The sequence below is a fragment of the Janthinobacterium sp. EB271-G4-3-2 genome, from assembly GCF_020858035.1.
Classification (GTDB): Bacteria; Pseudomonadota; Gammaproteobacteria; order Burkholderiales; family Burkholderiaceae_D; genus Janthinobacterium; species Janthinobacterium aestuarii.
In genome coordinates, this window is sequence record NZ_JACYMG010000008.1 from 118,550 (window position 1) to 137,350 (window position 18,801).

Genomic DNA, 18,801 nt, shown 5'->3' on the forward strand with positions numbered 1-18,801 from the left:
ATGATCAGGCGATACGATGAATGCGGATCGCCTCGATCTGATTGTCGGCTTGGCGTTTTACGTCACCGATCGTGATCAGGCCTTCGTCGGCCAGCGCCTTGGCGTGCTCGTACGAAGACTGGAATGTTTCCAGCGTGTCTCCCTTGGCGGCGACCGGGCGTACCCAGGCAACGGCGCCGACTTTCATTTTTTTGTATACTTCATTGACCACATCACGCATAGTTTCTTCCTTATTGTTGTAGAGCAACTCAAGCACGGGCGAACCCACGCTGGCCCCTAGTTTATCATCCGGCACGCTCACGCACGACTTTTCCCCCTTTTTCCGGCACCGGCGGCGCTTTTTCCGCTACCACGACGGCCTCTTCCGGCCCGGGCGGCGGCGTCAGCTGCACCAGTTGCTCCATCAATTGCGCGAAGCGCTGCTGCCCTGGTGCAATTTTGTCCACATACAACAACACTTCCATGGCTTCGGCCGCCAATTCCGCCTGGTAGCCGCGCTGCTCCAGGAACGACACGATGATTTGCGCGGAATTGAACAGGATGCGCAAGTTGTTCGGCAGCTTTTCGCGCGCCGTGCGCATCCAGGCCACCGCTTCGTTGAGCTTGTCCGTCTTCCACAGCAGCACGCCCTTGTTCATCAAGTCCGACGCTTCCTTGCGCGAGGCGATGATCAGGCTGGTGCCCTCGTCGCCCATCTTGGCCTTGTCGAAAATTTTCTGCACTTCGTCCTGCACCACCTGGTTATCGTGGTTGTTCTTGACCACGTAGCACAGCAGGCCGGCCGGCGCATCCTTGACGCCGACGGCGAACAGCAGGGTCGCCAGTTCCATGCAAATGCTTTTCTCGGGCCGCGCCGGGTCGTCAAGCAGCATGGCTTCGAGTTCGTCGCCGCACTTGCGCGCGCGCCGGTAATCGCCCGTTTCGTGGTGCACCATGCCTTCCGTGATCTTCGCGCGCAGCCCGATCTGCTCGGGCGAGAATTCGCGCTGCGCCAGCAGCAGCCACTGCAGCGCTTCCTTGGCATCCTTTTTGAGGCCGCACACGCGCGCCAGGCCCAGGTAGGCGTCCGGCGTCTTCATGACGGAAAACTCGCCGATGGAAATACACTTGCGAAACGCCTTTTCCGCCATGCTGACATTGCCGACTTTCAGGGCCGCCAGTCCCAGGTTGCGCTGGCGCGGCACGGAATTGGGCGACAGGCGCGCCGCCTTTTCCAGCACGCCGCACGCTTCCTCGTGCTGGCCCATCAGCTGGTAGGCGACGGCCATCTGGTCGTAGGCATCGATGTAGTACTTGTTTTCGACGATCACGCCCTGGAAGATCTGCCGCGCCGCCTCGTGCTCGCCGTTATTCATGCGGATCTTGCCCAGGCCCGCCTTGGCCCAGCTGTAATCGCGGTCGGCCAGCACTTTTTCGTACACGGCGCGGGCCTTTTCCGGCTCGCCGCTTTTCAGCAGCAACGACGCCTTCATGCGCAGCAATTCCAGCTCGTGCAGCTTGTTGAGCTCGATCTGCGCGTCGCACAGCTTGGCCGCGCGCAGATAATCCTTTTCCATGCAGGCCTGGTCGATTTCGCGGAACACCTGCTTCTTGTGCCACACGCGGTTCAAGCGCGTCAGCAGCACGCCTTCCGTGATCGGCTTGATCAGATATGCGTCGGGCTGGTGCTCGGCCGCGCCCATCACCGATTCCACGCTTTTCTCGGCCGACACCATCAGCCAGACGCTGGACGGCGCCGTCAGGTTGCGCACGCGCGTCTCTTCCAGCACTTGCTGGCCGTTCTTGCCTTCGCCCAGGTTGTAATCGCACAGCACCACGTCGTAGCGCGTCTTGGCCAGCAGCTTCATGGCTTCACCGCCGCTGGCCGCCTGGTCGATATGGCGCGCGCCCAGGTTGCGCAGCGATTCGCGCAGCAGGATGCGGATGCCGATGAAATCGTCGACCAGCAGATAATGTTTGTCGGCCCAGTCGGTGCTGCCCGCTTCGGCGGCCGTGGCGTGGCTGTCTGTCGTCATGGAGTCCTCGTTCAGGGCAGGCGCAGGATGAAACAGCCGCCGCCCAGGGCGCCGCCGTTTTCCAGGGCGATGCTGCCGCTGCTGCCACGGTGCTTGTGCATCTTTGCCACTTCACTGGAAAAATACAGGCCCAGGCCCGTGCTGTTGGTGGAAAAATTCACGCCGGCCACCATGCCATCCATGGCCGCGCTGCCTGCGTCGAGCAAGGCCTGCGTATAGCCGTCGCCATTGTCTTCCACGCGCAGCTCCAGCAAGCCATCGGCCTCGCGCACCGACAGGCGGATCGTATCCTTCGTATAGCGGATGGCATTGTTGATCGCATGCGCGAGCACGCCGATGACCAGGTCTTCATCGAGGGTCCAGATCAGCTCTGGCGGGCAAGCCGTCTCCAGCCGGATGCCTTTCGACGCCAGCAGGATCTTTTCCTGGTCCACCACCTGGTCGACCACCTGGCTCACCAGCTGCGGCTGCACGTCGAACGGGTAGCCGGGCTTTCCCACTTCCTTGTACAGGGCCAGCAGCTGGATCAGGTTATCGTTGAGACGCTTGGTCTGGTACAGCATCTGCGCCATCTGCAGGTAGGCGGGGTCGGCCTGGGGGGCTGTTTTCGCCTGCTCGGCCGCCAGCAGCGACTCCAGAGTGCCGCTGACCACGCTGATCGAGTTTTTCATGTCGTGCACGGTCGACGCCAGGAACAGGAAAAGCTCGGGCGAGCTGTGTTGATCTTCCACCGGATATCTCCTTGGGCCGCAGCTTCAATATTGCCAAGGATAAATTATACCGCCAGCCTGCGGACGCCAGCCAGCCGCGCGCAAAGTCCGTGACATGACGCAACAATGCCGCCCCCGCTGGCGCAGGGGCGGCATCAGCTTGACAAGCAGACAAGATCAGCGGCGCGCGCCCGCCAGGCGCTTGACCACGACGATCATGCGGTCGATTTCCTCATACGTGTTGTAGAAGGCGAACGATGGCCGCACGGTCGCTTCCACGCCGAAGCGGCGCAAAATCGGCTGGGCGCAGTGGTGGCCCGAGCGCACGGCGATGCCCTCGTCGTTCAGTGCGCGCCCCACTTCCGCCGGCGCATAGCCGGCCAGCACGAACGAGGCCACGCTGGCCTTGTCGAACGCCGTGCCGATCAGGCGCACGCCGGGAATCGATTGCAGCTGGTGCGTCGCGTATTCCAGCAGCGCGTGCTCGTAGGCGGCGATGTTTTCCAGACCGATGCGCTGCACGTAATCGATGGCCGCGCCCAGGCCCACGGCATCGGCGATATTGCCCGTGCCCGCCTCGAAACGGTTCGGCACGCCCTGGTAGACGGTGCGCTCGAACGTGACGTCGGCGATCATGTTGCCGCCGCCCTGCCATGGCGGCAATTGCTCGAGCAAGTCCGCCCTGCCATACACGGCGCCGATGCCCGTCGGGCCAAATACCTTGTGCCCCGAGAAGACATAAAAATCGGCGCCCAGCGCCTGCACGTCCACGCGCAAATGCGACACGGCTTGCGCCCCATCGACCAGCACGCGCACGCCGGCCGCATGCGCCAGCGCGATGATCTGCGCCACGGGCGTCACGGTGCCCAGCGCATTCGACACCTGCGTCACGGACACGAGCCTGGTGCGCCCGTTGAGCAGCTTGCGGAATTCGTCGAGGATGATCTGCCCGCTGTCGTCGACGGGAATCACGCGCAGGGTCGCGCCCTTTTCCGCCGCCAGCTGCTGCCACGGCACGATGTTGGCGTGGTGCTCGAGCTGCGAGACGATGATCTCGTCGCCGCTGCCGATGTATTTGCGGCCAAAGGTGTTGGCGACCAGATTGATGCCCTCGGTGGCGCCCCGCACGAAAATGATTTCGTTAGGCGAAGCGGCGCCGAGGAAATTGGCCACCTTGGCGCGCGCGGCCTCGTATGCGTCGCTGGCACGCGCCGCCAATGCGTGCGCCGCGCGGTGGATGTTCGAATTCTCGTGCGCATAAAAATACGACACGCGGTCGATCACCGATTGCGGCTTGTGCGTGGTGGCCGCATTGTCGAACCAGGCCAGCGGCTTGCCGTTGATCCTTTCGGCCAGCACGGGAAAATCGCGCCGCACGGCATGCACGTCGAATGGCGCCGGCGCCTGGTGTTGACCGGGCTTCGTCGCCGAGGGCAGCTCGGTCTGGAAATAGAACACGGGCTGGCTGTTAGCCGGCGATACGGGCAGCTGGCGCGCGGGTGCCTGCTGCGGCGCGGCCTGTCCCAGACCCTGCTGCGCCAGGCCATCGAGCTTGCCGTCCGACGCCGGATAGCCATGCGCGCCACCGACAAAATAGTAGGGCGACGGCGCGCCCAGGGCGGACGCACGCGGCGTGGGAATCGATGCGGGCGACGGCGCAATCGGTGCTTCCAGCGGCGCCGTCACGGGCGGCACTTGCGCCGTCACGGGCGGCACTTGCGCCGTCGCCACGCCAGGGGCAATGGCGGCGAAGGAAGGGCCGGGCTGCGGCGGCGGACGGTTCGCATAGCGGGGCGCCGCATCGAGCACACTGCCGGAACCGCCGAGGCTGGGCGACATGTCCAACGCGGGAGCCAACCCCGGCAAGCGGGCAAAGAATTCACCGGCCAGGCGGTTCAAGGTCGCTTCGTCGGGTAAGAACGGGACGGCAGGCAAGCCCGCCGCGCCATCACTTGTAGGTGTCTGGGTAGTCATGGTATTTACCGATCTCCACGTCTTCCAGTACGGCCAGCGCATCGTCGGTCAGCACGGCCAGCGAGCAATACAGCGAAATCAGATAGGACGAAATCGCGTGGCGGTTGATGCCCATGAAACGCACGGACAGGCCCGGGCTTTGCTCACCCGCCAGGCCGGGCTGGAACAGGCCGATCACGCCTTGCCGCTGTTCGCCCGCGCGCAGCAAAATGATCTTCGTCTTGCCGTCTTCGATCGGCAGTTTGTCCGATGGCACCAGCGGCACGCCGCGCCACGTGAGGAACTGGGAACCGAACAGGCTGACCGTCGGCGGTGGCACGCCGCGGCGCGTGCATTCGCGGCCAAAGGCGGCAATGGCCAGCGGGTGGGCGAGGAAAAAGCCCGGCTCCTTCCACACTTTCGTCAGCAGTTCGTCGAGGTCGTCCGGCGTCGGCGCGCCCGTCAGGGTAAAGATGCGCTGGTCGTCATGCACGCTGGCCAGCAGGCCGTAGTCGGGATTGTTGATCAATTCGCTTTCCTGGCGCTCCTTGATCGTTTCGATGGTCAGGCGCAGCTGCTCCTTGATCTGGTCGTGCGGGCTGCTGTACAGGTCCGACACGCGCGTGTGCACGTCGAGCACCGTGCTGACGGCGTTGAGAAAATATTCGCGCGGCTGCTCGTCGTAGTCGACGAAGGTTTGCGGCAGTTCCGACTCGTCGCGCTGCGAGCAGGCCACGCGCACGTCCTTCGGGTTTTTCACGCGATTGAGGCGGTAGATACCCGCTTCCACGGGCAGCCATTGCAGCAGGTGCACGAGCCAGCGCGGCGTGATCGTGGACAGCTGGGGGACGCTCTTGCTTGCATTGGCCAGCTGGCGCGCGGCGTTATCGCCCAGCGCGAACTGGCTCTCTGTTGCTACTGTCATGACTACTCCTGATGAGAAAAGTGAATATGCTTATCTGAAAAACAAATAAAGTATCGGACGTCTCCCCTCTTCTCTCAACATGCTATCGCCACCAGGCCGGCATTAATCCACCAGTTCCGGTTCGCAGCGCGCCATCAAGCCGGCCAGGCCGACGCCCAGCGCGACGGCCAGCTTTTCCACCGTCAGCAGCGACGGCGTGGCGGCGCCCCGTTCGATTTCGCCGATGAACGAGCGGTTCAAGTCGGCCGCTTCGGCCAGGCGCTCCTGCGACCAGCCATGCCCTTCGCGCAACTGGCGCACGGCCAGTCCAAACTGTTTGATCAACATGCTGTCCTCATGGGTGGTGGGCAAAGGCGGGGTGGGATGGCGTCGGCGGCTCCGGTGCCTCCTGCTGATTGTGCGCTTGCGTGACATGGCTGCGGGGCGCCACGCTGCGCGTCAGCCAGACATTGCCGCCGATGACGGAACCCTGGCCGATGGTCACCCGTCCCAGGATCGTCGCGCCCGCATAAATGACCACGTCGTCCTGCACGATGGGGTGGCGCGCCAGTCCCTTTTTCAACACGCCATCAAAGCCGGCCGGAAAGCGCTTGGCGCCCAGGGTGACGGCTTGATAAATGCGCACGCGCTCGCCGATGATGGCCGTCTCGCCGATCACCACGCCCGTGCCATGGTCGATGAAAAAGCTGCTGCCGATGATGGCGCCCGGGTGGATGTCGATGCCCGTCTGCGAATGGGCCACTTCGGCGATGATGCGCGCCACCAGCGGCGCGCCGAGCGCATACAAGGTGTGCGCGAGGCGGTAATGGATGATGGCCAGGATGCCCGGATAGCACAGCAGTACTTCATCGACGCTGTGCGCGGCCGGGTCGCCATGGAAGGCGGCCGCCACGTCCGTGTCGAGCTGGGCGCGGATGCGCGGCAGCGCGCGGGCGAAGCGCTGCACGATGGCCAGCGCCTGCTGTTCGATGGACACGGTCTGCTGCAAGCCGTGCTGGCGCGCGTGGTAACTGAGTTCGCGCCGCACCTGTTCGTGCAAGCCCGTCAAGGTCGTGTCGAGCGTGTGGCCGACGAAGAAATCCTCGCTCTCCTGCTGCAGGTCGAGGGGGCCCAGGCGCATGGGGAACAGGGCCGCGCACAGGGCTTTGATGATGTCGTGCAAGTGCTGGCGCGATGGGAATTCGCGCGCGCCGCACTCCTGATTGCTGGCCAGCCCTTCGCGCCACTGCTCGCGCACGGCGCGCAATTCATCGACGATCTGGCGCAGTTCCCATTGCGGCTGCGCGGCAAGGGAGGCGGGGGGAATGGCTCGCTGGTTCATGGTGGTCCCGGGAAGAGGCTCAATCTTGCAGCCAGGGCAGCGCATGCCAGCGCCAGCCACCGCTATGGCCGCGCTGCTGCTGCTCGTCGAGGTCGCCCTCGAAGCCTTGCGCGATATTGAAGACGTGCGTGAAACCGGCCTTGGCGGCGGCTTCGGCGGCCGCGGCCGAGCGTTTGCCGCTGCGGCACAGCAGCACCACGACGGCATCCTTGCCGCCCACCTTCGCTTCCAGTTCGCGCGTAAAGCGGGGATTGCGGTTCATGGACGTGCCGGTCGCCCACGCCACGTGCAGCGAGGCGGGCACGTAGCCGACGAAAGTGCGTTCTTCATGCGTGCGCACGTCGACCAGCACGGCTTTGCCGGCCTGCACCAGCTGCCACGCATCCTGCGCGCTGACGATGCCCGCGTACGGCAAGCCCTGCGCCTGCGCCCGGGTGCGCGCCAGATTGAGCACTTCGTCAAACGCCGCCCCGCCATGCGCGGCGCGGGGATCGAAAATCAGTTCTGCAGCAGCCATCTTTCCACCTCTTTATTCCATCGTCAAAAACCAGCACGAGTCCACTGTAGCGAACTTATGTTGTTCGGAAAACAAATTAAAAAGAGTTTGGAAAGCTGAAAAACAGATATGGGGACTACGCGCGGAGCGTCCGCATATGGGGTCAGACCCTCACGCGCGTTGGCGCCAGGCTTTGCGTCAGCTGTGTTGGGGGTCTGACCCCAGCCCTCGCCTGCTCTGCGCCAACGCTCAACCAGCGCGGCGCCGTTCCCGCAATAAAAACCGCGCAGGATCCAGCGCCTCTGCCAGTTGGCGTTCCAGCGGCAGCGGCTCCCCCTCCAGCTGGCACGCCAGCAGCTCGGCCGCCAGCGGTGCCCAGATCAGGCCGCGCGAGGCGTAGCCGAGCAAGCCATGCAGGCCGGGCCAGCGAGGCACGTCGCGCAGGCGCTCGCAGCGGCCCGGTACGCCGGGATTGGGCAGGGCGCCCGCCAGCGGCAGACGGTCCGGTGCCATGCAGCGAAAGCCCGTGCGTCCGGCCAGCGGCGCGGCGAACGGGGTCACGCCAAGGATATCGGCGATCTTCGCGATATTGTCTTCCTGGCTCGATGGGCGCAAGCTGGTGTCCGCGTCCGCATCGTAACTGGCGCCCACGCACACGGTGCCCTCGTGCGCCGGCGTCATGTAGGCTTCGCGGCAGACGACGAACGGCAACGATGGCAAGCTGCCTTCGGCCAGGTGCGTGACCTGGCCGCGCACGGCGTCCAGCGGCAGACCGGCCACCTGCTCGAAATCGGCGGCACCCGTACCCGCCGCCAGGATGACGTTGGGCGCCGCCGCGATCAGGGCGCCGTCCGCATCGCGCACCAGCCATTCCTGGTCGCCACGCTCCAGGCGCAGGGCGCTGCTGGAAAAGCGCCGCGTGAGCAAGGCGCCGCAGGCGTCGAACATGGCCGCGCAGACGGAGGACGGGCGCGCCCAGCCGCCCTGCTCGAACCACCAGGCGCCATCGGGCGCCGGCGCGCCCAGCATGGCGGTCGCCTCGGGCGCTTCCAGCCAGCGGGCGAATTCGCGCGGATACAGGCCGCTGGCGGCGATCTGCCGCTGCACCTGCGCATGCGCGCCGTCGCGCGCCAGGTGCAGCACGCCGCTTTGCACACCCTCGATGGCGGCGCCAATGCCGCCCAGGTCTTTCCAGCGGCTCAGCGAATACAGGTAGGCGGCGCGCACCAGGCGCGTGGCGATATTGTCGTCCTTCGACATCAGGGGCATGAAGATGCCAGCCAGGTTGCCCGAGGCCTCGCTGGCCGGCTGCGCGTGGCGTTCGATCAGGGTCACCTTCCAGCCGCGCGCGGCCAACCGCTCGCAGGCGGCCGCACCGGCCACGCCCGCGCCGATGACGATGGCGCGCCGCTCGGGTACCACCGCGCTCGCGGATTCTCCGCGCCGCGCATAAAACATGGCGCGCAGCCGGCTCTCGTCAAAAACAAAGCCATTCTTTTGCAGGGCCGCGCGCTGCGCCTCGTCCAGGTGCACGGCTTGCAGGCGGGCGCCATCGACCATCAGGCGCGCCAGCACCGGCGTGGCTGGCGGCACCCAAGCCAGGTGCACTTCATCGACGCGCGCCGACAATTGCGCCAGGCATGCGTCGGGCTCGCCGATCAGCACATCGAGCGTGACCAAGCCATCGTGCGACACCATGCGGTGCAGGCCCGGCACGCAGGGCGGCCATTGCGCGCGCCACTGCTCGGGCAAGTGGCGTGCGTCGACGGGACGCGGTGCCAGCGCGATGTAATGCAGGCGGCGCCCGCCATGCGCCGCACAGACGGCGCTCAAGCGCGCGCCGTCAAAATCCGTGTCGAGCAGGACGAGCGCGCGGTGCATCAGCGCCCCGCGCGGCAAAAGCAGGCGGGCGCATGGTCATTGACCATGCCGATGCCCTGCATGTAGGCGTAGATGATGGTCGAGCCGACGAACTTGAAGCCCAGCTTGAGCAAGTCTTTCGACAGTTTGTCGGACAGGGCCGTCTTGGCGGGAAATGCGCCCGGCTGCCAGCTGTTGACGATGGGCTGGCCATCGACATACGCCCACAAAAAACTGTCCAGGGTCTGCCCTTGTGCGCGCAGGCGCAAATAGGCTTGCGCATTCGTGATGGCGGCCGCCACCTTCAGGCGGTTGCGCACGATGCCGGGGTCCGCCAGCAGCTGCGCCACCTTGTCCGGCCCATACGCGGCGATCTTGTCCGCGTCCCAGTCATCGAACGCTGCGCGGTAGGTGTCGCGTTTGTTGAGGATGGTTTCCCAGCTCAGGCCAGCCTGCGCGCCTTCCAGGTTCAGCATCTCGAACAGCCGTCGCTCGTCGTGGCAGGGCACGCCCCACTCCGTATCGTGGTAGTCGAGATAGCGGGGATTGGCCGGGTTGGCCCAGGAGCAGCGGATGGTGGTCATGGTCGTGTTCTTCATGTGCAGGCAAGTGCCAGTATAGTTTATCGGCCGCGCAGGATGCATCCCAGTTCCTGCACGCCATGCTGTATCTCGGCGGGGGGAATGGCCGCAAAGCCCAGCAGCAGCCCTGGTGGAGTGGCGCACTCGGGCCCTGCCGCCGGATCGGCATAGTGGCCCAGCGGACGCAATTCGATGCCCCGTGCCAGCCCCGCGCGCGCGACGCTTTCCTCATCGTGGCCGGCGCGAAAATACGCGCACAGTTCCAGGCCGCTGTCGGCCGGGCCGCACGCGAGCTGGTCGCCCAGTTCGCGCGCGATGCCGCGCACCAGCAAGTCGCGCCGTTCGGCATTGCTGTCGCGCGTGCGGCGGATATGGCGACCAAAGTGGCCCTCGGCGATGAAGTCGGCCAGCGCCATCTGCGGCACGATGGCCGTGTGCCGGTCCATCACGGCCTTGGCCTGCACCAGCGCCTCGGCCAGCGCGGGCGGCGCCACCATATAGCCGAGGCGCAGGCCAGGGAACAGCACTTTCGACAAGGTGCCGACATACACCACGCAGCCGGCCCGGTCCAGGCTTTGCAGCGAAGCCAATGGCGCACCCGCGTAGCGGTATTCGCTGTCGTAATCGTCTTCCACCAGCCAGGCTTTGTTGTGCGCGGCCCAGGCCAGCAAGGCCAGGCGGCGGGGCAAGCTCATGCTCACGCCCAGCGGCATCTGGTGCGATGGCGTCACGTACGCCAGCTTCGCCTGCGGACAGTGCGCCATGCCATACGCCACGTCCAGTCCCTGCGCATCGACGGGAACGAGAAACACGCGCGCGCCGGCCGCGCGCAGCGGGCCGCTGGCGCCCCGGTAGCCGGGCGACTCCATCCAGGCAGCGTCGCCGGGCGCCAGCAGGATGGTCGACAGCAGGAACAGCGCCTGCTGCGAACCGGACGTAATGACGATCTGCTGCGGCGTGCACTGGACGCCACGCGACGCTTTCAGATACACGCACAGCAGCTCGCGCAGCGGCAGGTAGCCGGCCGGATCGCTGTAGCCGAAATGGTGGTCGGGCCTGCGCCAGCGCCGCGCTTCCAGGCGATTCCACACGTCGAACGGGAAATGGTCGATACGCGGCATGCCGACGCGGAAGGCCCGCAGCGGGCCACGGTGATATGCCACCTGGCGCATGGCCGCCACCACGCCCTGGCCGCGCGCCGACAGGGGCCGCAGCAGGCCGGGCGCTTCCATCTTGGCGGGCGGCGCGGCCATCGGGACCTCGACGCTGACGAAGGTGCCGCGCCCCACGGCGCCATCGAGGTAGCCTTCGGCCGTCAGAAGCGCATACGCATTGAGCACCGTCTGGCGCGACACGGCCAGCAGGCGGCAAAAATCGCGCGTGGGCGGCAGCTGCATGCCGGGACTCATGCGGCCATCGAGGATGGCGGCCTTGATGGCAGCATACAGCTGGCGGAACAGCGGCTCGCTGGCGCCGCGCTGCAGCGGCAAGGTGGCGATGATCTGGTGCAGGTGGGAAGCTGGCATGGCGGCACTCTTGAATTGGTAGTCTCAAGATAGCACTTATTGGCTGTTTTAAATAGCCAAGATTGGCGCTAAGATGGCGCATCCTCTCTACTTTTGCGGAGCACCCATGCATCAGTTTTTCGCCACCGTGGCCTGGCAGCGCGACGGCCAGGATTTTGCCGGCCAGCGCTACAGCCGCGGCCATGAATGGCAGTTCGACGGCGGTCTGACGGTAGCCGCCTCGTCGTCGCCCCTGTCGGTGCCGCTGCCCATGTCGGTGGCGGCAAATATCGACCCGGAAGAAGCGCTGGTGGCCGCCACGTCGAGCTGCCACATGCTGTTCTTCCTGTCGCTGGCGGCGCAGCGCGGCTACGTCATCGACGATTACCGCGACGACGCCGTCGGCGAGCTGGGCAAGAATGCACAAGGCCGCCTGGCCATGACGCGCATCGTGCTGCGTCCGCGCATCGCGTTTGCGGGAACGCCGCCCTCGCCCGAGGCGCTGGCCGCCCTGCACCACGACGCGCACGAGCGCTGCTACATCGCCAATTCGCTGACGGCCGACGTGGTCGTGGAAGGAGCCGATTAAATGTACTCGCCCGCCAGCTTTCGCGAAGAACGCCTCGACGTGCTGCATGGCTTGATCGACGCGCATCCGCTGGGCGCGCTGGTGCGCCATGGCGCCGATGGTTTATGCGCCGACCATCTGCCGTTCGAGATCGCCGCACCCACGCTTGACGCCCCATTCGGCACCCTGCGCGCTCACGTGGCGCGCGCCAATCCGCTGTGGCGCGCCGCCGGCGGGAACGATGCATGCATGGTGATTTTCCAGGGCCCGCACGCCTACATCACGCCCGCCTGGTATGCGGAAAAGCAGCGCAGCGGCAAGGAAGTGCCGACCTTCAATTACGCGGTCGTGCACGCCCACGGTCCCCTGCGCGCCATCGACGACGCGGCGTGGCTGCTGGGATTGGTGGAGCGGCTGACGGCGCGCCATGAGGCAGATCAAGCCGCGCCATGGCGGGTGAGCGATGCACCGGCCGGCTATATCGAGAAACTCTTGAAAGCCATCGTCGGCATCGAAATCCCCCTCACGCGCATCACGGGCAAATGGAAGCTGGGGCAGAACCGCAGCATGCAGGACCAGGCCACCATGGCGCGCGAACTGGCCGCCGGCACCCAGCCCGGCGCGGCGCAGGCACTCGGCGCGCTGATCGCCGCCAACGTCACGCCAGCCAGCTGACGGCCGCCGAAAACGTCAGGAACGACAGCGCCGTCGAGACCAGGATGATGCGGGCGATGCGCGTCGTCGCTCTGCTCCCGATGATGCGCAAGGCGCGGGGCGCGCCCCGTGACGTTGAGTGCCCCCTCACGCCAGCCAGCTGACGGCCGCCGAAAACGTCAGGAACGACAGCGCCGTCGAGACCAGGATGATGCGGGCGATGCGCGCCGTGTTCGCGCCGAAGCGCTCCGACAGCAGCGAGACATTGCTGGCGCTGGGCAGGCACGCCACCAGCACCATGCAGGTCAGCGCGAACGGATCGAGCGGCGCGCCCAGCGCGATGGCCGCATGGCCGATACCCCACACCAGCAGCGGATGCAGCAGCAGTTTTTTCAGCGCCACGGGCACATATTCTCCCAGCGGCGCCGGGTCGGCCGTGCTCATCTGCGAACGGGCCAGCACGGCGCCGATGGTAAACAGGGCAACGGGCGAGGCGGCATCGGCCAGCAAACCCACCGTCTGCATCAATGGCTTGGGCAAGGCCAGCTCCAGCCACGACGACATGGCGCCCAGCACGATCGCCCACGGCATCGGGTTGCCCAGCATGCCCTTCATGGCGTTGGCGACGGCGGCGCGGCTGCCGTGCGCGCCGCCGCTGCCGATGCGCGACAGCGCGATGCACAACGAGCTGGTAATGAGCATGTCGACGATGATGGTGACGATGACGGGGCCCGAGGACCGGGGGCCCAGCAGGGTCAACAGCAGGGGCACGCCCATGAAGCCCGTATTCGGGAAGGCCGCCACCAGCGCGCCGAAGGCGGCGTTGTTCCAGTCGATGCGGTGGCTCAGGGTCATGGCCGTCGTGACGCCCACCATGATCAGCGCGCACAGCAGGTACACGCCGAACACGCCGGCGTCGAGCAGCTGCGCGATGGGTGTGGCGGCGCCGAAGCGGTACAGCATGCACGGCAGCGCGAAGTACAGGACAAAACTGTTCAAGCCGCCGATGGCGGCCAGCGGCAGCAGCTTGCGCCGCACGGCCAGGTAGCCGCATAGCACCAGGGCAAAGAAGGGAAAGGTGATGGCGAGGATGGTCAGCATGAAGCGCCATTGTAGCGCGCTGCTGCCGCTGGCCGGAGGGCGCAAAAAAAGGCCGCTCGCGCGGCCCAAGGAGGTTTCGGGGAAAGCGCCGGCGGCTAGGGCTTGAGCTGGGCGCGGATCTCGCCGGCCGGGTAGGCGGCGCTGTGCACGTTCACGTACAGGTTGCCGGCCTGGTAGCTCGCATACTGGGGCGGCGTCAGCATGGCGCCGGCCGGCACGGCAAACATGCCTTCGGCCGTTTTCACCAGGGGCATGATGACGGGGCCGTTGGCGCCGGCCGGCGCTTCATGGATATGCGCGACGGTGGCCACCATGCCCGTGTAGCGCACGCCGCCGCTGACGCTGCGGTCATGGGCGACGCGGATGGTGCTGCTGCCAGTGGCCGTGCTGGTGTTGGCCGGCACTTCCTGCGCGCCCGTCAAGGTGACGTCCTGGCCGCCCGGCTGGTGCGGGCCATGGGAACAGGCGCCCAGCAGGGCAGCCAGCGCCAGCACGGTGGCGGCGCGGCGAGCGTGTTGTGGCAATGTAGTCATCGCAGTACTCCTTCAACAGACATCGGGTCACGGATGGCGCCTCACCCTGCACAGCCGGGCCTGCGCCGCACTTGCATTGCATAGTGCGACGGTAACGCCATACCGTGCAGTCCGTCTTGCTTTGCGCCAAACCTGGTGCGCGCCTGCCAGCGCGTCTCAGGCCAGGTGCCCTTCCGCCACCCAGCCGCGGTTGGCGGCCGGCGCCTTCGGTTTGGGCGCGATGCCGCTGCTTTTTTCCGCGTCGAGGATGATGCTGCGCATGCTGTCGCTGGCGGCAGGTCCTGGCGCGAACGCGTAATACTCGTCATTGATGGGCAAGCCCGTCGTGGCGTCGACCAGCACCGGATCGGCGGCCAGGCCCGTATCGCGGCTGGCGATGACGAGGCTGGCGCCTTCGGGCGCAAAGTTTTCATTGCCCCAGGCGATAAACGCCAGCAAGACGGGCTTGAAGGCGCGCCCGGACTTGGTCAGCACGTAGTCGTAGCGGGGCGGCTTGGCGCAATACAGGCGGCGCGTCATCAAGCCGCCTTCCACCAGGTCGGCCAGGCGGCGCGTCAGGATGGTGGGGGCGATCTTGAGGCTTTTTTCAAATTCGTCGAAGCGCGTCTTGCCGTAAAACGCTTCGCGCAGGATGAGGATGCTCCACCATTCGCCCACCTTGCCCAGGCTGCGCGCAATCGGGCAAGGCAAATTATTAAAGTTGGTATGTTTCATGGCCATCTCCTCACATTGATTTAAAACAACAATCGAAAAGTATTTCAGTTGCAACACGGAAACTTAGTTACTATCACCTTGCAAGCCTCCCCCCGCCCCCGGCGAGGGATTAAAAATACGCAAAAACTCACACTTTTCTTGCTCTAGTACAATGATGCCCAGTTCAGCTTCTCCAGTCCCGATGTGCGAAACGGCGTCAGAGAATGTTGCTTTCCGCCCGTTTTTCACCCGATACGCTTAGAGGACTCCTTTGAAGCTTGCCGTACTGCCTGCCCTGCTCGCCCTGTCCCTTTGCCAGACCACCACCGCCGGTACCGTCTCTTCCGCCACATTCCAGGCCACCTTCGTCGTCCACGAAGCGTGCACCGTCGTCTCGCAGCGTAGCGGCACCCAGGTGCGCTGCCAGCACAACACGCCCTATCTGCTGCACCAGCAGGCGACGCCATCGGGCGCCGGCCTCGTTACCGTCACGTTCTAAAAATAAATCGTTGCCGTCACCGTGTCCTTGTAGTCACCGGGGCGCGGCGACACCTGCGCCGGCACGCGGCCATAAATCGTCAGCGGCACGCTGGCGCCCGTGCCCGTGCCCGTCACCATGTTCGTGCCTGCCGTGCCATCGCCCCAGGGCGCACCATCGAGCGTGGATGACAGCAGGTAACTGACCTTGTCCGTCGTTAAGAGGTTTTTCATTTGCCGGTTGGCCACATTGGCCGCCACGCTGCCGCCGTTCAGGGCAATCTGGTAGGCGTTGTTATTCACGCAGCGCACGGACAAGGTGCTGGTGCTGCGCAAGTTGCCCGTCAGGATGGAGGCGTTGGCGAATGCCATCGGGCTGGCCGCGATGGTGCAGTCGTTGACGGCCGTGGCACTCACCGTGAAACCGAAGCTGCCGCTGGTGGCCGAGCACCCCTGCAGGTTGACGAGGCCATACGTCGTGTACGTGTAGGTGCCCACGCCGGCAAAGCTCGACGCATAGACGGTATTGGCGTTGGCGACCGTGGGCACGGCGGCCAGGGCCGTACCGGCGGGGATCTTCGCGTACACGGTAAAGGTGGTGGAATACGTGCCGGGCGGAGCCAGCAAGCCGGCCGACAGGGTCATGCCGAAGGTCGATGGCGCGCCCGTCACGCCGGCGCCCCCCCAGATCTTCGCCGTCGCATATGAACTGTCCACGTACACGTTGTACTCCATGCGGTTGCTGCCATTGCCCAGCTTGCGCGGCAGGGCCGAGGTGGAATTCGTGCCCAGCCCCAGCGAGATGCACACTTGCGCATTGGGCGTAAGTAACTGTCCCAGGTTCAGCGACGAAAACAGGCAGCTGAAGGTGCCCGTTGCCTGCGCCACGTAATCGGTGCCGGAAATCGGGCTGACGGCGCCAAAATTGATATTCGTCATGCTGACCGTGCAGGTATCGGCCGCCTGCGCCACACTACCCCAGGCGCAGCCCAGCAGCAAGGTCAGCCATGGCAGCAGGCGGCGCATCAGCGGCCCCCCCCGGCGGCAGCGGCCGCGCAGCGCAACGGCCCGATCACGGGCAAGCCGCCTGCGGCAGGACGCACATACGCAAAGCCGACCGTGCAGGCGCTGTCGCCCTCGCCCACTTGCAATTGATTCTGTTCGCTCAGGTCGTCGACGAAAATGATGCCGTCAAAGCCCACGACCGTCTGCTTGCCGCTTTGCACATGCAGCACGGGCATGCCCGTGGCCAGCGGCTTGCCATCGGCACCCTGCGCGATGACGGTGGCGGCGCTGTAGCGTTCGACGGGAAAGGCCGCCAGCACGCCGGCCAGACGTTGCGGCACGACCGTCATATTGGTCACGGGCACGCGCGCGTCGACGTCGAGTTCATCCGTGGCGATGCTGATCTGGTTATTGCCATAGGGATTCAAATTCGGCACAAGAAGGTAGCCGCTCCCGCCCGTCACGCCGATCTGGCGATTTTCATGCAACACAGGAATATTGCCCACGCCGCCAGTGGAGACCAGCGCAAAACCGTTGCCCACCTGGCGCGCCGTCTCGACATGGCCATCCATCAGCACCAGCGCGCCAGCCGCGCCCAGCGAGGAGGCCGTGCCCATGCTGCTGCTTTGCGTGCGCGCGCTCACGCGGCCGTCATTGCCCAGGTATTCCACTTGCGCCTGCCGGTAGGCATTGCCGCCCACCGTGCCAGCTTGCAAGTTCCAGCCGAAGCCGCCGCCAAAGTCCGCCGCGCGCTGCGCGCTGACGCTGCGGCCGCTCTCGCCGTTTTGCCGGCTGGCGCTCGTGCTGATGGACAGATTATTGTCGAAGGCCATGCTCAGGCCGACATAAAATCCCCGCTTCTCGCGTTGCCGCAAATCCTGGAACAGGCTGGCGTTCAGGAACAGGCCGTGAAGCAAGGTGGCCGAATAGCCCAGGGTGGCCAGTTTCGATGGCGGTGCGCCGGGTGTGCGGTAACTGATATAGCTGGTGCTGATACTGCTGCCGGCCGGCAACGGCAGGCTGACGGTAAAGCGGTCCGCCGCGCGCACCACAGGGCTGCCGTCGCGCGAAGCCAGGTCGCCAAACCCGGCGCTGGCGCGCACGCTTTGCACGTCGACGCTGAAGCGCGGCCCCATGTACTGGTAGCCGGCGCCCAGCTGCACGCCACGGCTGCGGCCGGCGCTGGCCGACAACGATCCGCTGAGCACGCCCGCCTGGCCCAGCCGCACCAGCGCGCCCGCCCCCGCCTGATACAGGCCGGCAGCCAGTTCCGCATGTCCTTCGATGGTGAAGCTGTCGCTGACGCCATGGCGAACGGAAGCGCTGGCAACGAGCTGCCGCTCATAGCCGAACAGGCGGCGGCCATAGTCGCGCCGCACGGCGCCCGCCTCGACCGAATAATCGCTCAAGCCGGCAGCCAGCATGCGCGTATCGACATACAGGGGCAGCACGGTCGTCACGCTGCGCCCCAGGGCATCGCGCGTGATGAGGGTGGCTTGTCCGGCACCATTGATGCCGGCTACCTGGTTCAGCACGAACGGGCCGCTGGGCACGCTGGCAGCATATTGCTGCACGCCATTGACGTACAGGCTCAGCGACGAAGGCACGAGCGCCGTGCCATCGACGGAGGCGACGGGAAAGGTCAGCAGGTCGGGGCGCAGCTGGAAATTCTTGCGCCACTGCAGACCACCGACGCGCACGGCGCGGCTCCAGCTGAGCGACGACGAAATCAGGTCGCCCACTTGCCACGTCTGCAGGGTCTCGGGGTCGGCGTGGCTCCAGAACGTGTCAAAGCGCATGTATTTGCGCTGGTCCGATCCCAGGTTCAAAGTGCCAGTGTTGCTGAACACGCCACTGTCATTGAAATAGCGCAAGTCATTGAAGATGGCGGCGCGCCGCGTCCGGCCCAGTTCCGCATAGGCTTCGTAATTGAGGACGGCGCCAGGCGTGACGCGCGACGGTGGCGTCTGCGGGGCCAGGCGCGCGTTGATGCGGTACGGCGAGCGCAAGTCGTCCGCCACCTGCAGCGACACGCTCTGGCGCGCCGCATCATAGTCATAGCTGAGTCCGGGAATCGCATCGAGCGCCACCTCGGTCTGACCGGGTGCGAGCAGGCGCGCCGGGTCCAGCCCCAGCTGCTGCAAGTTCGCCACACTGCTGCGCAAGCCTTTGCCCACCTGGGTAAAGCGCAAGATCAGCCCGGTTGATTCAGCATTCACAGTCACCTCCAGATACAGTTCATTCGGCGCCATCGGATCGCTCGGCAAGCTGGCCGGTCCCGGATCGGCGCCCGTTTCGGCGCCCGATCCATCGGCCCTGGCCACCGGTGCCATGGCCAGCAACAGCAACAGCAAGGATGCCAGTGCGCGTCTCATGGTTTAACCCGGTTCGCGGCAAACCCGCC

20 protein-coding genes are annotated in these 18,801 nt (G+C 65.7%); 3 read left to right on the forward strand and 17 right to left on the reverse strand.

Features of this window, described 5'->3' with window-relative positions; genetic code table 11:
* Positions 1-4 precede the first annotated feature (4 nt).
* The 11 genes from IGS55_RS17690 to pdxR form a co-directional block, all read right to left on the reverse strand.
* Positions 5-301 (reverse strand): hypothetical protein, encoded by a 297-nt coding sequence (locus IGS55_RS17690; RefSeq protein ID WP_230516689.1) that lies wholly within the window; start codon positions 299-301, stop codon positions 5-7.
* The gene (locus IGS55_RS17695) at positions 285-2,015 is read right to left on the reverse strand and encodes a tetratricopeptide repeat-containing response regulator (RefSeq protein WP_230516690.1); all 1,731 of its coding nucleotides are present in this window, start codon (positions 2,013-2,015) and stop codon (positions 285-287) included. Before IGS55_RS17695 ends, IGS55_RS17690 begins: the two co-directional genes overlap by 17 nt.
* An 11-nt stretch (positions 2,016-2,026) precedes the next feature.
* Positions 2,027-2,746 carry a sensor histidine kinase gene (locus IGS55_RS17700; protein ID WP_230516691.1) on the reverse strand — a complete coding sequence of 240 codons (720 nt, stop codon included), beginning with the start codon at positions 2,744-2,746 and terminating at the stop codon, positions 2,027-2,029.
* Positions 2,747-2,902: 156 nt separating this feature from the next.
* The gene (locus tag IGS55_RS17705) at positions 2,903-4,699 is read right to left on the reverse strand and encodes a family 2A encapsulin nanocompartment cargo protein cysteine desulfurase (RefSeq protein ID WP_230516692.1); all 1,797 of its coding nucleotides are present in this window, start codon (positions 4,697-4,699) and stop codon (positions 2,903-2,905) included.
* A complete protein-coding gene (locus IGS55_RS17710; RefSeq protein WP_092718515.1) occupies positions 4,674-5,603 on the reverse strand; it encodes a family 2A encapsulin nanocompartment shell protein in 930 nt (309 codons plus the stop codon). The genes IGS55_RS17705 and IGS55_RS17710 overlap by 26 nt, the downstream gene beginning before the upstream one ends.
* A gap of 102 nt (positions 5,604-5,705) precedes the next feature.
* Entirely contained in the window at positions 5,706-5,930 is a 225-nt protein-coding gene (locus IGS55_RS17715) for a helix-turn-helix domain-containing protein (protein ID WP_070305409.1), read from the reverse strand.
* Between the two features lie 7 nt (positions 5,931-5,937).
* The gene (epsC, locus tag IGS55_RS17720; RefSeq protein WP_230516693.1) at positions 5,938-6,924 is read right to left on the reverse strand and encodes a serine O-acetyltransferase EpsC; all 987 of its coding nucleotides are present in this window, start codon (positions 6,922-6,924) and stop codon (positions 5,938-5,940) included.
* A 19-nt stretch (positions 6,925-6,943) separates the two neighbouring features.
* On the reverse strand, positions 6,944-7,441 hold the full coding sequence (locus tag IGS55_RS17725) for a rhodanese-like domain-containing protein (protein WP_230516694.1): 498 nt from the start codon (positions 7,439-7,441) through the stop codon (positions 6,944-6,946).
* Positions 7,442-7,669: 228 nt separating this feature from the next.
* Entirely contained in the window at positions 7,670-9,301 is a 1,632-nt protein-coding gene (mnmC, locus tag IGS55_RS17730) for an FAD-dependent 5-carboxymethylaminomethyl-2-thiouridine(34) oxidoreductase MnmC (RefSeq protein ID WP_230516695.1), read from the reverse strand.
* Entirely contained in the window at positions 9,301-9,864 is a 564-nt protein-coding gene (locus IGS55_RS17735) for a DNA-3-methyladenine glycosylase I (protein WP_230516796.1), read from the reverse strand. The genes mnmC and IGS55_RS17735 overlap by 1 nt, the downstream gene beginning before the upstream one ends.
* A gap of 38 nt (positions 9,865-9,902) precedes the next feature.
* Positions 9,903-11,387 carry a MocR-like pyridoxine biosynthesis transcription factor PdxR gene (pdxR, locus tag IGS55_RS17740; RefSeq protein WP_230516696.1) on the reverse strand — a complete coding sequence of 495 codons (1,485 nt, stop codon included), beginning with the start codon at positions 11,385-11,387 and terminating at the stop codon, positions 9,903-9,905.
* Between the two features lie 106 nt (positions 11,388-11,493).
* Between pdxR and IGS55_RS17745 the strand changes: the two genes are divergently transcribed.
* Both IGS55_RS17745 and IGS55_RS17750 read left to right on the forward strand, forming a co-directional pair.
* The gene (locus tag IGS55_RS17745) at positions 11,494-11,955 is read left to right on the forward strand and encodes an OsmC family protein (protein ID WP_230516697.1); all 462 of its coding nucleotides are present in this window, start codon (positions 11,494-11,496) and stop codon (positions 11,953-11,955) included.
* Complete coding sequence (locus IGS55_RS17750; protein WP_230516698.1) at positions 11,956-12,609, forward strand: FMN-binding negative transcriptional regulator; 654 nt, start codon at positions 11,956-11,958, stop codon at positions 12,607-12,609. It abuts the gene before it with no gap.
* On the opposite strand, the gene IGS55_RS17755 is transcribed toward IGS55_RS17750, so the two are convergent.
* The 4 genes from IGS55_RS17755 to IGS55_RS17770 form a co-directional block, all read right to left on the reverse strand.
* A complete protein-coding gene (locus tag IGS55_RS17755) occupies positions 12,593-12,739 on the reverse strand; it encodes a hypothetical protein (RefSeq protein WP_230516699.1) in 147 nt (48 codons plus the stop codon). The two genes, IGS55_RS17750 and IGS55_RS17755, sit on opposite strands and share 17 nt — an antisense overlap.
* Positions 12,736-13,689 carry an AEC family transporter gene (locus IGS55_RS17760; protein ID WP_230516700.1) on the reverse strand — a complete coding sequence of 318 codons (954 nt, stop codon included), beginning with the start codon at positions 13,687-13,689 and terminating at the stop codon, positions 12,736-12,738. Before IGS55_RS17760 ends, IGS55_RS17755 begins: the two co-directional genes overlap by 4 nt.
* Positions 13,690-13,784: 95 nt before the next feature.
* Complete coding sequence (locus IGS55_RS17765) at positions 13,785-14,222, reverse strand: CHRD domain-containing protein (RefSeq protein WP_230516701.1); 438 nt, start codon at positions 14,220-14,222, stop codon at positions 13,785-13,787.
* A 156-nt stretch (positions 14,223-14,378) separates the two neighbouring features.
* Positions 14,379-14,936, reverse strand: coding sequence for a winged helix-turn-helix transcriptional regulator (locus tag IGS55_RS17770; protein ID WP_034753667.1), 558 nt, complete (start codon positions 14,934-14,936; stop codon positions 14,379-14,381).
* 250 nt (positions 14,937-15,186) lie between these two features.
* Between IGS55_RS17770 and IGS55_RS17775 the strand changes: the two genes are divergently transcribed.
* Positions 15,187-15,414, forward strand: a complete 228-nt coding sequence (locus IGS55_RS17775) for a hypothetical protein (protein ID WP_230516702.1) — start codon at positions 15,187-15,189, stop codon at positions 15,412-15,414.
* Here the strand turns inward: IGS55_RS17775 and IGS55_RS17780 are convergent.
* Both IGS55_RS17780 and IGS55_RS17785 read right to left on the reverse strand, forming a co-directional pair.
* Positions 15,411-16,418 carry a Csu type fimbrial protein gene (locus IGS55_RS17780; RefSeq protein ID WP_230516703.1) on the reverse strand — a complete coding sequence of 336 codons (1,008 nt, stop codon included), beginning with the start codon at positions 16,416-16,418 and terminating at the stop codon, positions 15,411-15,413. The genes IGS55_RS17775 and IGS55_RS17780 overlap by 4 nt on opposite strands.
* Positions 16,418-18,772 (reverse strand): fimbria/pilus outer membrane usher protein, encoded by a 2,355-nt coding sequence (locus tag IGS55_RS17785; RefSeq protein WP_230516704.1) that lies wholly within the window; start codon positions 18,770-18,772, stop codon positions 16,418-16,420. Before IGS55_RS17785 ends, IGS55_RS17780 begins: the two co-directional genes overlap by 1 nt.
* Positions 18,773-18,801 lie beyond the last annotated feature (29 nt).

Bases quoted from the DNA above. Each gene is read 5' to 3' on its own strand.
- IGS55_RS17695 (WP_230516690.1), bottom strand. From the start codon at position 2,015: ATGACGACAGACAGCCACGCCACGGCCGCCGAAGCGGGCAGCACCGAC.
- IGS55_RS17705 (WP_230516692.1), bottom strand. From the start codon at position 4,699: ATGACTACCCAGACACCTACAAGTGATGGCGCGGCGGGCTTGCCTGCC.
- IGS55_RS17710 (WP_092718515.1), bottom strand. From the start codon at position 5,603: ATGACAGTAGCAACAGAGAGCCAGTTCGCGCTGGGCGATAACGCCGCG.
- IGS55_RS17715 (WP_070305409.1), bottom strand. From the start codon at position 5,930: ATGTTGATCAAACAGTTTGGACTGGCCGTGCGCCAGTTGCGCGAAGGG.
- epsC (WP_230516693.1), bottom strand. From the start codon at position 6,924: ATGAACCAGCGAGCCATTCCCCCCGCCTCCCTTGCCGCGCAGCCGCAA.
- IGS55_RS17725 (WP_230516694.1), bottom strand. From the start codon at position 7,441: ATGGCTGCTGCAGAACTGATTTTCGATCCCCGCGCCGCGCATGGCGGG.
- mnmC (WP_230516695.1), bottom strand. From the start codon at position 9,301: ATGCACCGCGCGCTCGTCCTGCTCGACACGGATTTTGACGGCGCGCGC.
- IGS55_RS17735 (WP_230516796.1), bottom strand. From the start codon at position 9,864: ATGACCACCATCCGCTGCTCCTGGGCCAACCCGGCCAATCCCCGCTAT.
- pdxR (WP_230516696.1), bottom strand. From the start codon at position 11,387: ATGCCAGCTTCCCACCTGCACCAGATCATCGCCACCTTGCCGCTGCAG.
- IGS55_RS17745 (WP_230516697.1), top strand. From the start codon at position 11,494: ATGCATCAGTTTTTCGCCACCGTGGCCTGGCAGCGCGACGGCCAGGAT.
- IGS55_RS17750 (WP_230516698.1), top strand. From the start codon at position 11,956: ATGTACTCGCCCGCCAGCTTTCGCGAAGAACGCCTCGACGTGCTGCAT.
- IGS55_RS17760 (WP_230516700.1), bottom strand. From the start codon at position 13,689: ATGCTGACCATCCTCGCCATCACCTTTCCCTTCTTTGCCCTGGTGCTA.
- IGS55_RS17765 (WP_230516701.1), bottom strand. From the start codon at position 14,222: ATGACTACATTGCCACAACACGCTCGCCGCGCCGCCACCGTGCTGGCG.
- IGS55_RS17770 (WP_034753667.1), bottom strand. From the start codon at position 14,936: ATGAAACATACCAACTTTAATAATTTGCCTTGCCCGATTGCGCGCAGC.
- IGS55_RS17780 (WP_230516703.1), bottom strand. From the start codon at position 16,418: ATGCGCCGCCTGCTGCCATGGCTGACCTTGCTGCTGGGCTGCGCCTGG.
- IGS55_RS17785 (WP_230516704.1), bottom strand. From the start codon at position 18,772: ATGAGACGCGCACTGGCATCCTTGCTGTTGCTGTTGCTGGCCATGGCA.